Raw genomic sequence first — 12,428 nt, 5'->3', positions numbered from 1 at the left:
GCGACACAAGGCCGCTCCCACAGGTGGGCCAGTCTGGGGGCGATTGTGTTGTGCGGCCTGTCAGGGCCCCATCGCCGGCAAGCCAGCTCCCACAGGTATTGCGCAAGCCTGGGGAGCGGTGCGGTCAATGTGGGAGCGGCCTTGTGTCGCGATGGGCCGCAGAGCGGCCCCAGGGATTACAAGCCGAGCCTGGCCATGCGGGCTTTTACCGAAGCCTCGATCCCGGCCGCATCCAGCCCGCACTCAGCCAGCATCTGTGCAGGCTTGGCATGCTCGACGTAGATGTCGGGCAAGCCCAGGTGCAGCAGCGGCTTGAGCACTGCCTGGCTGGCCAGGAACTCACCCACCGCAGCACCCGCGCCACCCATGATGGCGTTCTCTTCAATGGTCACCAGCAGCGCGTGGCTGCCAGCCAGTTCCAGCACCAAGGCCTCGTCCAGCGGTTTGACGAAGCGCATGTCGACCACCGTGGCGTTGATCTGCTCGGCCACCTGCATGGCCTCGGCCAGCTGCACGCCGAACACCAGCAGGGCGACGTTCTCGCCCTGGCGGCGAACCACGCCCTTGCCGATTTCCAGTGGCTCCAGGTCGCCACTGATCGGCGCATTCGGGCCGGTGCCACGCGGGTAGCGCACGGCTGCCGGGCCGTTGTACAGGTGACCGGTGCTGAGCATCTTGCGCAGCTCGTTTTCGTCACTGGGGGTCATCACCAGCATGCCCGGGATGCAGCGCAGGTACGACAGGTCGTAGCTGCCCGCGTGGGTCGGGCCGTCTTCGCCAACCAGGCCGGCGCGGTCGATGGCGAACAGCACGTCGAGGTTCTGCACTGCCACGTCGTGGATCAGCTGGTCGTAGGCACGCTGCAGGAACGTGGAGTAGATCGCCACCACCGGCTTGCTGCCCTCGCAGGCCATGCCGGCCGCCAGGGTAACGGCGTGCTGCTCGGCGATCGCCACGTCGAAGTAGCGTTCCGGGTAGCGCTCGCTGAAGTCGACCAGGTCGGAGCCTTCCTTCATCGCCGGGGTAATGCCCACCAGGCGGTTGTCGGCGGCGGCCATGTCGCACAGCCACTGGCCGAACACGGCAGAGTATTTCGGGCCGCTGACTTTCTTCGGCGCGGCAGGCTTGTCGGCCGGCTCCAGCTTGGTGATGGCGTGGTAGCCGATCGGGTCGACCTCGGCCGGGGCGAAGCCCTTGCCCTTCTTGGTCACCACGTGCAGGAACTGCGGGCCCTTCAGGTCACGCATGTTGCGCAGGGTGGCGATCATGGTCGGCAGGTCGTGGCCGTCGATGGGGCCGATGTAGTTCCAGCCCAGCTCTTCGAACAGCGTGCCCGGCACCAGCATGCCCTTGGCGTATTCCTCGGTGCGGCGGGCGATTTCCCAGGCGCCTGGCAGGCGCGACAGCACTTTCTTGCTGCCTTCGCGCATGCTCGCGTAGGTGCGGCTGGAGAGGATCTTGGCCAGGTAGTTGGACAGGCCGCCGACATTGCGCGAAATCGACATGTCGTTGTCGTTGAGGATCACCAGCATGTCAGCGTTGACTTCCTGGGCGTGGTTCAACGCCTCGAAGGCCATGCCAGCAGTCAGCGCCCCGTCCCCGATCACCGCGATCGACTTGCGTGCGCTGTTCTGCAGACGGGCGGCAATGGCCATGCCCAGTGCGGCGCTGATCGAGGTGCTGGAGTGGCCGACGCCAAACGTGTCGTACTCGCTTTCGCTGCGGCGCGGGAAGGCGGCGATGCCGTCTTTCTGGCGCAGGCTGAGCATGCGGTTACGGCGCCCGGTGAGGATCTTGTGCGGGTAGGCCTGGTGGCCCACGTCCCACACCAGCCGGTCGTCCGGGGTGTCGAACACGTAGTGCAGGGCGATGGTCAGCTCGATCACGCCCAGACCGGCGCCAAAATGCCCACCGGTCTGTCCCACGGTGTAGAGCAGTTCCTGGCGCAGTTCGTCGGCCAGGGTCTCCAGGTCGGCTTCGGCCAGCCGGCGCAGGCCGGCAGGCGTGTCAGCGCGGTCGAGCAACGGCGTGACCGGGCGTTCGCGGGGGATCTCTTGAAACGTCGTGGGCATCAGGCGAGTCGTTATAGGTGTGTGAAGACGCGGCAGTTTACCCCATTGTGGGAAAAGTGCCCATTCGACCACAGGTTACGCGGCCCCTGTGGGAGCGGGTTTACCCGCGAATGCGATGTTGAATTTACTGGCGCATTCGCGGGTGAACCCGCTCCCACAGGGAATGGTGTAGCTGCTCAGTTACGGCGTTCGACGATGTAGCGCGCCAGGGCCCGCAGTGGCTCGGCCGTTTCACCGAACCCTTGCAGTGCGACCAGCGCCTGGTCGCGCAGTTCGATTGCATAGGCCTTGGCCGCTTCCAGGCCCAGCAGGGCCGGGTAGGTCGGTTTGTCACGCGCTATGTCGGCACCCTGGCGTTTGCCCAGGGTAGCGGTATCGCTTTCCACGTCGAGGATGTCGTCCTGCACCTGGAATGCAAGGCCGATGGCCTGTGCATAAACCTGCAAGGCATCCAGCTGCGGCTGTTCGGCATGCGCGCTGGCCAGGGCGCCGAGGCGTACGCTGGCTTCGATCAGCGCGCCGGTCTTGTGCCGGTGCATGAACTCCAGTGCCTGCTGGTCCAGCTTCAGGCCTACCGAACCGAGGTCGATGGCCTGGCCGCCGACCATGCCTGCCGGGCCGGCAGCCTTGGCCAGGGCCTGGACCATGGCCAGGCGAATGCTGTCGGCCTGCGGGCTCAGGCCTGGGTCGAGCAGGGCACTGAACGCCAGGCTCTGCAAACCGTCGCCAGCGAGGATGGCGCAGGCTTCGTCAAATGCTTTGTGGGTAGTGGGTTGGCCGCGACGCAGGTCGTCGTCGTCCATGGCTGGCAGGTCGTCATGCACCAGCGAGTAGGCGTGGATCAGTTCGACCGCGCAGGCCGCGCCGTTGGCCTGTTCGGCCGGGGCGCCCAAGGCTTCGCAGGCCGCGTAGGCCAGCAACGGGCGTACGCGCTTGCCGCCGTTCATCACGCTGTAGCGCATGGCGGCGTAAAGACGTTCCAGCTCTTTGGACGGGGCAACGAACAGCGGTTCGAGGGCGGCGTCGACCCGAGCCTGGCAGCTGGCCTGGTAGGTGCCGATCATGCTTCCGGCTCCGCGTCGAAGGGCTGCGCGGCCAGTTCGCCGTCGCGCTCCAGAAGGATTTGCACCTTCTGTTCGGCCTGGGCCAGGGCACCCTGGCAATCACGGGTCAGGGCGATGCCTTGCTCGAAGGCGGCCAGCGACTCTTCCAGCGACAACTCGCCGTTCTCCAGGCGCTCGACCAGTGCTTGCAGGTCTGCGAGGGATTGCTCGAAATCGAGGGAGGCTTTTTTGCGGGCCATGGCGACTGTCTCGGTGGCATTCAGAACGGCGCGACACTAGCAGAGCGGGGCGGGGGGAGCAAACTTCCGGGGTGATGCGGTTGGATTTGCGGGCCTCTTCGCGGGTAAACCCCCACAGGTATTGCACCGGTTCTGAACCCGGCGCGGACCCTGTGGGAGCGGGCAAGCCCGCGAATAGCCCCAAGGAGCTCTATCAGGCCGGCTCTGCTTCCCGTTCCAGCATCGCCTCACGGTAACGCGCCAACTCCTCGATGGTCAGCACCGGCAAGTTGTACTGGCGCGCATAAACCGCCACCTGCTCGCCGCGGGCCATGCTGCCATCGGGGTTCATCAGCTCGCACAACACCGCCGCCGGGCGCAGGCCGGCCAGGCGCGCCAGGTCCACCGAGCCTTCGGTGTGCCCACGGCGGGTCAATACCCCGCCATTGCGGGCGCGCAGCGGGAACACATGCCCCGGGCTGACGATATGGCGCTGTTCGGCGCTGGAGCGCAGTGCCGCGGCAATGGTGGTGATGCGGTCCTGGGCAGAAACCCCGGTGGTGATGCCTTCTGCGGCCTCGATGGTGACCGTGAAGCCGGTGCCATGACGGGCCTGGTTGTTCTGCACCATCGGCGCCAGTTGCAGTGCGTCGACGGTGGCTTCGTCCAGGCACAGGCAGACGATGCCGCTACAGTCGCGAATCATCATGGCCATGGTCTGCAGCGTAATGTTTTCGGCAGCGGCAATGATGTCCGCTTCGTCCTCGCGGTCGTCATCGTCAAGCAGCAGCACAGGGCGCCCGGCCTGGAAGGCGGCGATGGCGGCGGAAACAGCGGGGAATTGCGGGTGGTTACGGGTGGACATGAAACGCTCCTCGTGAATGATCGATGAACGTCTCGGGGCGAACAAAATGCGCGCGCAGGGGCGCCCGGATGGCCCCTGCCTGACGCCTTCTTTCATCCGGACTATGACCGTCGGCTCTGGAATTGCACCAGATCTGCTGACCCCCGGCATGGCCGGAGCGCTCGCGGGCTCATCTTTCGATTTACCGCCGGTGGGGACTTGCACCCCGCCCTGAAGACCGGCCAAGCATACAGCACCTTGCCACCCCGCTGGCAACCCACGGCTCTACGACCTTTGGCGGTATCATGCCCTCATGCATTCGAGGAACAAGCCCATGGATATTCTCCAGGTCGCCGGTGGCAAGCCGATCAAGCTGTGGACCGACGGCGTGCCGGTCGAAGACGAGGCCCGCCAACAACTGCTGAACACGGCCAGGATGCCGTTCATCTTCAAGCACCTGGCGGTGATGCCCGACGTGCACCTGGGCAAGGGCTCGACCATCGGCAGCGTGATCCCCACGGTCGGTGCGATCATCCCCGCTGCGGTTGGCGTGGACATCGGCTGCGGCATGATCGCCGCGCGCACCTCGCTGCACGCCCGTGACCTGCCAGGCAACCTGCATGGCCTGCGCAGTGCCATCGAGCAGGCGGTGCCGCATGGCAAGAGCTTCGGCAAACGTGACCAGGGCGCCTGGGCCGATGTGCCGGCAAAGACTGACAAGGCCTGGGGCCAGCTGGCCGGGCGGTTCAAGGCCATTACCGACAAATACCCGCGGCTGGAAAAGACCAATAACCGCCACCACCTGGCTACCCTCGGCGGTGGCAATCACTTCATCGAAGTGTGCCTGGATGAGGCCGACCGCGTCTGGTTCATGCTGCACAGCGGCTCGCGCGGTGTGGGCAATGCCATCGGCAACCTGTTCATCGAACTGGCCCAGGCCGACATGCGCCAGCACCTGGCCAACCTGCCGGACAAGGACCTGGCGTATTTCGAAGAAGGCAGCCGCCATTTTGCTGACTATGTCGAAGCCGTGGAGTGGGCGCAGGACTACGCCCGGCAGAACCGCGAGCTGATGATGCTGGCCGTGGTCGGCGCTGCTCGCAAGGCGTTGGGCAAACCGTTCGAGGCCCGCCTGGAAGCGGTGAACTGCCACCACAACTATGTACAGCGTGAGCAACATTTTGGCCGCGAAGTGTTGGTCACGCGCAAGGGGGCGGTGTCGGCGCAGAAGGGGCAGTTGGGCATCATCCCGGGCTCGATGGGGGCCAAAAGCTTCATCGTGCGTGGGTTGGGCAACGAGGAGTCGTTCTGTTCGTGCAGCCATGGCGCCGGCCGGGTGATGAGCCGGACCAGGGCCAAAAGCCGCTTTACCGTGGAGGACCAACGGCGGGCCACGGCACATGTGGAGTGCCGCAAGGACAAAGACGTCATCGACGAAATCCCGATGGCGTACAAAGACATCGACGCGGTGATGCGTGCCCAGCAGGCGCTAGTAGAGGTGGTTCATACCCTGCGCCAGGTCGTGTGTGTGAAGGGGTAGCGAGCAGTGCCTTAACTAACTACCACACAGTGCGCCGGGGTAGTTCCTAGAGTGTCGGGCCGCCCACTTGGGGCAGACACCTGAGGATTGCAGATATGGCCACGCTTTACCCGTTCACCGACAGCGATGTCGATGACGCCTTCGCCCAGCTCGACCATGCACTGTTCGACAAAGCGCGCGAAGCTGATGGGCCTGAAAGTGACCCAACCCCGAACATGCTCATCGTTGCCGGTGCGCAAGGGTCAGGCAAGACCTACCTGCTGGAGAAGCAGTTGCTGCCCAGCGAGCGCTACCAGAACCATGTGCGGCTTTACCTGCCAGAATTTCGCAAACTGCACCCGCACTACACCGAAATGAGCGAGCACGGTGTGCTGCATGTGTACGAGCACACCGAAGCCTTCATCAGGGCACTGAGCGGCAAGGTATTTGGGTACGCCTTCGCCAACCGCTACAACATCATCATGGAATCGGCACTGGACGACGAAGCATTCGCCGGCTTCCCGCCTGCGGCCGTGGAGGCGGGTTACCGCTTCGAGATTCACATGATCGCCTGCAAGGTGGAATTCAGCCATTGGGCGACCCTCGACCGCGGCGTGAAGAGCGTCGCCAAGGGCGAAATCGAGCGATTCGTGGCGTTGTCGCAGATCCAGGCCTCACAGGCGAATGCCAAAAAGATCCTGAACGCTTTCGAACACGCCTGTACGCAGGCCCCTGGCTCGCAGGTCACGCTTTATGAACGTGGTTTCGAAACGGATCAGCAGAGCAAGGTGCTGTGCCACAGCACCTGTGATGCCCCTGGCGTGTTGACCCCGCAGCCAGACTACGATGGCCAGCCCTTTTTCCGGGCGCCTTACCATGACACACCGATTGAAATCCGGCGCAGCCCTGAAGGCACCGATTCTGGCGCCTACCTGCAATTCTTCCAGGTCGTGCATGCCGGCATGCTGGATGAGCCGGTGCGCCAACAGATGGTCATGGCCTGCTGCAAGACCCTTGGCCGGAGCACCGACCTGGTACCCCGAATTTCCGAAGATGCCTTCCGCGACCTGAGTCAGTACCTGCTCAAGTACACCTACCCCTGATGATAAGAGGGCGCAGCAGGCCCGAGGCGAATAGGGCGTTATCTGGCCAGCTGCTCGATCACCGTCTTCAACGATGCCCCCAGCATTTGCCCATGGTCGAGCCCTTCGAACCGTTCGAAGTGGACCCGAAGGCCTTTTACCCTGGCCAGGTCTGCCGCCAGTTCTCGTGCAGGCCTCTCGACATCGCCCTTTACCTGCGCCCTGGGGTTGGCAGGTTCCTCGCTGCCGCGCATCAGTAGCAGTCGCGCCGGGGTGTTGCCCAAGCGTTGCTCAAGGCCCTGCGCCTCCTGCACGATTGCCCCGTCATGCCACCACAGCGAAGGGCTGGCCGCCGCATAGTCACTGAACGCCCCGGGCCGGGTGAACAGCGCATGCAGCACGGCCAGCCCGCCGTAGGAATGGCCCCACAGCGTCTGTCGCTGCAGGTCGATGGGGGCCAGCCCGGCCACCATCGGCCGCATGCGCTCGGTCAGCAGGTCAAGAAATGCATCCACGCCACCACTGGGCTGGCCAGTCAGCGGGTCGCGCTGCTCAGCCTGCCCGGGCAACGCCGGGGTGTAGTCATAAGTCCGCGCAGCCCGCTCGATACGCTGCTCGGTCTGGTAGCCCACAGCCACCAGCAAGGGCGCCTGGCCGGCGGCAAGCTTGGCCAGTTGCTGGCTGTCCAGCGCGCCAAGCGCGGCATTGCCGTCGAGCATCCACAGTACCGGATACCCCGATGCTGGCGCCGGGCGGTTCGGTGTACCGACCCACAAACGGTAATGACGCTGGCCATCGGCCGAGTCCAGGTCGAGCTGGGTGAAGCGGTAGGCCAGGTCCTGACGCTGCAGCAGCGAGGTGTCCATCTTCTGGTTGCGCTCGGGCTGTGCCAGGGCAACGGGGGCTGCCAGGGCCAGTGCCAAAGCCAGCGTCAGGGTCATCTTGCTCATCAGGCGTCTCGTCAGGGCTTTGCGAGGAACGCAAGGCTGGAGCGCCCAGATGATAATCAGTCCTGATTGAGCGTAAAGCGCATTAACTTTCTAAACAGTCCTTGGCCATCGGCAAGGTCAAGTGCAGGCGCAGCCCAGGGTGGCCATTGCTGGCCCACAAGCGGCCGCCTTGCAGCTCGATGGCCCGACGGGCGATGGCCAACCCCAGGCCGAAACCCGCGCCGCTGTCGGCCAGGCGCTGGTAAGGCTTGAAGATGCGTTCAAGGTCGGCGTCAGGTACGCCGGGGCCCTGGTCGCTCAGGCGCAGGTGCCAGCAGTCGCCTTCACGCCAGCCCTCCAGGCTGACCCGGCCCTCGGCCGGCGAGTGGCGAATGGCATTGCGCATCAGGTTTTCCAAGGCCTGGGCCAGGCTGTCCAGATGCGCCTGTACCAGGCAATCGGTGCCAAGCGAACAAGGCAGGCGTGCACGGTCCCAGCCACTTTCGAAGCAAACGTCCTGGCACAGTGCTTCCCATACGGAAACCATCAGTATCGGCTCGGTGGGCAAGCTTGGCTGTTCGGTGTCCATCCAGGCCAGGTCCAGCGTGTCTTCCAGCAGTTTCTGCATGTCGGCGACTTCACGGTCCAGGCGCTCGCGCAACTGCAGCGGCGGCAAGTCGCTGTCATGGGCGATGCGCAACCGTGCCAGGGGCGTGCGCAGCTCGTGAGACAGCGTGCGCAGCAGCAGGCGCTGTTGCTCCAGGCTCTGACGCAAGCGCCCGGCCATGTGCTCGAAGGCCTGTGCCAGTTCACCCAGCTCATCACGGCGTGCCAGCAGGGGCAGGGCGGGGCTGTCCAGGTCATCGGCACGCAGGGCATCGGCGCGGTCGCGCAGGCGGTTCAGCGGCACTACCAAGTGCCGGTACAACGCCAGGCCCAGCAGCAGGGCGAGCAGTGCAGGTGCAACGCCGTGGGTGACCACATGGGTCCACGGCGTCAGGCCGGTGGGCAGCAGGCGCTCGGGCAATTGCAGCACCAGGCGGCCTTGCTCGGGGTGCTGCGGGAACTCGATGCTGACATACGGCAACTCATCCTGCAGGCGCCGGCTCATCGGCCAGTCCAGCTTACGCATGAAGGTCAGGTGGCTGGCCTCCTCGGCACTCAGCGGAGTGGTGCCGAGGCTTTGCAGATGCGGGCCGATCACCGCCACCCAGGTGTCCTCGGCCTGCGCCAGTTGCCTGCGCCAGGCCTCGGCGCCGATCGCGCCGCCCTGGCTCCAGGCGTCTTCAGCTTGTTGCGCATAGCGCGCCAGGTAATCCTGGTCGGCCCGGGACAGAAAATAGGTGCTGCGCTCCACGGACAGGCCCCAGGTCCAGATCAGCCAGATCAGCAGCAGGCAGAAGCTGACCTGCAGGACCGCCAGTTTCCACAGCAACGGGTGGCGCCGCATCAGGGCTGTTCCGTGTCGACCAGGATGTACCCCTGACCACGCACGGCCTGGATCTGCAGATGCTGGGCACTGATGTCGGCCAGTTTGCGGCGCAGGTTGCACACATGCACATCCAGGCCCCGGTCCAGACGGGTATAGGCCCGGTGCAGCACGGTCTGGTAAAGGAACGGTTTGCTCAAGGCTTCGCCGGGGTGCGCCTGCAGCGTGAGCAGCAAGCGGAATTCGGAAGCGGTGAGGCCAGCGGCGTTGCCGTTGTGGATAACGTCCTGACGGTCGTGGTCCAGCATCACTTCGCCGACGTCGGCACGCAGCGCCATGCCGCGATCAAATGCCACGCGCCGCAGCAAGGCATCGACCCGTGCGTCCAGCTCCGCCAGGCTGAAGGGCTTGGGCAGGTAGTCGTCGGCACCACGGGTAAAGCCACTGATGCGGTCCTGCTCGGCCCCCAGCGCCGACATCAGCATGACCGGCACCGCCTGCTGTCGGCGCAACTCGTCGAGCAGGCTGAGGCCATCGATACCCGGCAACATGATGTCCAGCAACACCAGCTCGAACGGTGATTGCCGAATCGCGTCCAGGGCCTGGGTGCCCGTGGCGCAGGCGTGCACCCGGAAACCGCGTTTGAGGAAATGGCGTTCCAGGTCCTGACGCAGGCTTGCGTCGTCTTCAGCGAGGAGAAGTGAGGTGGGCACGGCGAGCCTTGAATGAGAACCTGTATCAGTTACGGATCATCCCATTGCCAGCAAGGGAGGGCAACGCCTGGGTGTGTTAAGAAGGTTAATCCTGCTGCGCCCCCGTTTTCCCTCCGGTATCGTTCGCAAAAAGCAACTTGTTTCGTTTGCGAATTACTATCATTTGGGTGAAGGGTGTGTCATGAACGGTTTCAAAGGTGTGGGGAGCTCGCGACGGGCTCGGGGTTTGCTGGTGCTGGGGTTGCTGGCGCCGTTTTCGTTGTCGGCTCTGGCCGAAACGGTAGCGACCCAGGCGGCAGGCGAGGACAGCTCGCTCGACCTGCCGGCACTGACCATCGAAGGCAACCGCCTGTACGACATGCTGCCCTCGGAAGCGACCGGTGGCTACAGTGTCGATGCAGCGACCGTGGGCACCAAGACGCCAGCCGCGCTGAAGGACATTCCCCAGTCCATCACCGTGTACACCCAGGACTACGTCAAAGACCGCCAGTTCGTGCACCTGGATGACCTGGCCAAGTACACCGCCGGCCTGCGTACCCTGACCAACGACAGCGGCCGGTCGTCGATCTACGCCCGTGGCTACGAGTACAGCGAGTTCAACATTGACGGCCTGCCGGCACCGATGGCCAGCATCTTTGGTACCGTGCCGTCGCTGGCGGCGTTCGACCGTGTCGAAATCATGCGCGGCCCGGCCGGGCTGTTCAGCAGCACCAGTGAACTGGGTGGCATCGTCAACATGGTGCGCAAGCGCCCGACTGCCGAGTTTCAGGGCCACGTCGAAGGCAGCTATGGCACCTGGGACACCAACCATGAAGAAATCGACCTGAGCGGGCCGCTGGATGACGCCGGGCGCGTGCGCGGGCGTTTCGTCACGTCCCGTGACGACACCAATGGCGAAGTCGATTACAACGCCAACACCAGCAACAGCTACTACGGTGCGCTGGATGTCGACCTGGACGACGCCACCACCCTGTCGTTCGGCCTGATGCACGAAGTGAAAAACATCACGCCGCACAATGGCTACCCGGCAACGCTGTCCGGGGATGTGCCTGACTTCAGCCATTCCCGTTTCCTGGGGGCCGACTGGAACTACTTCGACGGCAAGACCACCGACCTGGTCGCCGAGCTGACCCACCGCTTCGACAACGGCGGCTATGGCCGTATCGCGGCGCGCGGTTCGCACCGCGACACCAATTACCTGTATGCCTTCACCGCGACCAATGCTACCACCGGTGCCAATTCCGAGCGCGCCAGCGCCCGCGACTTCACTCAGGACACCTACTCGCTGGACGCCAGCTACAGCCAGCCGTTCGAAACCCTCGGCCAGGTCAGCGAATTTGTGGTCGGCACCGACTACAAGAACTACGACACCGAGTACCTCAACGGCACCACCAACCTGGGCCCCATCAACGTCAACACCTACTCGCCGAAGCAGTTCGCCAAACCGTCGCCCAACTACAGTACCGAGACCGGCATGCAGGAAGAGGAATATGGCTTGTATTCCAAGGTCACTTTCCGCCCGATCGAGCGCCTGGCGCTGATCGCCGGTGGCCGCTTCAGCTGGTACCGCGGTGATTTCTACACCACCACCCTGAGCAGCGGTGCCAGCACCAACGACAGCAAGCGCGTGGACGGCCACTTCACGCCGTATGGCGGCCTGGTCTACGACCTGACTGAGAACCATGCGCTGTACGCCAGCTACTCGCAGGTGTTCAAGCCGCAGTCCGACACCGACAGCAACGGCCGGGTGTTGAAGCCGCGTGAAGGCGAGCAGTATGAGTTCGGCCTCAAGAGCAGCTACTTTGGCGGCGACCTGAATACCCGTTTCTCGGTATTCCGCCTGACCGACAAGAACCGCGCCACCACCGAATACGATGAGGATGGTGTAGACACCAACTTCTCGGTGGCCTCCGGCAAGACCCGCGTCAAAGGCGCGGAAGTGGAAGTGAGCGGCAAGCTGACGCCGAACTGGGAGCTGCTGGCCGGCTACACCTGGATGGAAACCGAAACCCTCAAGGGTGACGCCGAAACCACGTTCTTCATCATGCCGCGCAACCAGGCTTCGCTGTGGAGCAAGTACACCATCAGCCAAGGCCCGCTGACGGGCCTGGCCATTGGCGGCGGTGTATCGGCGATGAGCAGCTTCTATTCCGAGAATGGTGGCGTGCGTATCGATGCACCGGGCTATGCCACGGTGGATGCGATGCTGTCGTACCCGGTTACCTCGAAGCTGACTGCCACCTTCAACGTCAACAACCTGTTCGACCGGGACTACCTGTCGCGGGTGGGATCGACGTCGACGTTCAACTTCTACGGGCCGTCGCGCAGCATGATGGTTGGGGCGCGTTACGACTTCTGATCGGCTCATTTCGGCACGCGTGCGGTCCCTGTGGGAGCGGCCTTGTGCCGCGATGGGGCGCGAAGCGCCCCCGGCAATTTCCGCTTCGACGCAGATATTGTCGGGGCCGCTCCGCGCCCCATCGCGACACAAGGCCGCTCCTACAAGGGGGCAGCAAACGATGAGAAATTGTTGCTACACCGCGTGTGCAATCTGTGAA

The 12,428-nt window shown here is 64.2% G+C and carries 10 protein-coding genes and 1 riboswitch; of the genes, 3 read left to right on the top strand and 7 right to left on the bottom strand.

Annotated features, from left to right (window positions below; translation table 11 throughout):
* Positions 1-176 precede the first annotated feature (176 nt).
* From dxs to ribB, 4 genes are all read right to left on the bottom strand, one after another.
* Positions 177-2,072: a 1-deoxy-D-xylulose-5-phosphate synthase gene (gene dxs / locus N805_RS19565; RefSeq protein WP_019472347.1), complete on the bottom strand. Its 1,896-nt coding sequence runs from the start codon at positions 2,070-2,072 to the stop codon at positions 177-179.
* 176 nt (positions 2,073-2,248) lie between these two features.
* A complete protein-coding gene (gene ispA / locus N805_RS19560) occupies positions 2,249-3,136 on the bottom strand; it encodes a (2E,6E)-farnesyl diphosphate synthase (RefSeq protein ID WP_019472348.1) in 888 nt (295 codons plus the stop codon).
* Positions 3,133-3,375: an exodeoxyribonuclease VII small subunit gene (locus N805_RS19555; RefSeq protein WP_003255380.1), complete on the bottom strand. Its 243-nt coding sequence runs from the start codon at positions 3,373-3,375 to the stop codon at positions 3,133-3,135. Before N805_RS19555 ends, ispA begins: the two co-directional genes overlap by 4 nt.
* 193 nt (positions 3,376-3,568) lie before the next feature.
* Positions 3,569-4,219, bottom strand: a complete 651-nt coding sequence (gene ribB, locus N805_RS19550) for a 3,4-dihydroxy-2-butanone-4-phosphate synthase (RefSeq protein WP_019472349.1) — start codon at positions 4,217-4,219, stop codon at positions 3,569-3,571.
* Positions 4,220-4,299: 80 nt separating this feature from the next.
* A riboswitch (FMN riboswitch) is annotated at positions 4,300-4,441 on the bottom strand.
* A 70-nt stretch (positions 4,442-4,511) separates the two neighbouring features.
* Here ribB and N805_RS19545 point away from each other — a divergent pair.
* Positions 4,512-5,738 carry an RtcB family protein gene (locus N805_RS19545; protein ID WP_371113231.1) on the top strand — a complete coding sequence of 409 codons (1,227 nt, stop codon included), beginning with the start codon at positions 4,512-4,514 and terminating at the stop codon, positions 5,736-5,738.
* Between the two features lie 95 nt (positions 5,739-5,833).
* Entirely contained in the window at positions 5,834-6,820 is a 987-nt protein-coding gene (locus N805_RS19540; RefSeq protein ID WP_019472351.1) for a zeta toxin family protein, read from the top strand.
* Between the two features lie 38 nt (positions 6,821-6,858).
* On the opposite strand, the gene N805_RS19535 is transcribed toward N805_RS19540, so the two are convergent.
* The 3 genes from N805_RS19535 to N805_RS19525 all read right to left on the bottom strand — a co-directional run bounded on the left by N805_RS19535 (position 6,859) and on the right by N805_RS19525 (position 9,870).
* Positions 6,859-7,749: an alpha/beta hydrolase gene (locus N805_RS19535; RefSeq protein WP_019472352.1), complete on the bottom strand. Its 891-nt coding sequence runs from the start codon at positions 7,747-7,749 to the stop codon at positions 6,859-6,861.
* 82 nt (positions 7,750-7,831) lie between these two features.
* Positions 7,832-9,178, bottom strand: a complete 1,347-nt coding sequence (locus N805_RS19530; RefSeq protein WP_026034568.1) for a sensor histidine kinase — start codon at positions 9,176-9,178, stop codon at positions 7,832-7,834.
* Complete coding sequence (locus N805_RS19525) at positions 9,178-9,870, bottom strand: response regulator transcription factor (protein ID WP_019472354.1); 693 nt, start codon at positions 9,868-9,870, stop codon at positions 9,178-9,180. Before N805_RS19525 ends, N805_RS19530 begins: the two co-directional genes overlap by 1 nt.
* 181 nt (positions 9,871-10,051) lie before the next feature.
* On the opposite strand from N805_RS19525, the gene N805_RS19520 reads away from it, so the two are divergent.
* Positions 10,052-12,229, top strand: coding sequence for a TonB-dependent siderophore receptor (locus tag N805_RS19520; protein ID WP_026034569.1), 2,178 nt, complete (start codon positions 10,052-10,054; stop codon positions 12,227-12,229).
* Positions 12,230-12,428: the final 199 nt, after the last annotated feature.

Source organism: Pseudomonas putida S13.1.2 (assembly GCF_000498395.2).
GTDB classification, from domain to species: domain Bacteria; phylum Pseudomonadota; class Gammaproteobacteria; order Pseudomonadales; family Pseudomonadaceae; genus Aquipseudomonas; species Aquipseudomonas putida_Q.
This window is presented reverse-complemented; position numbering and strand designations above follow the sequence as displayed.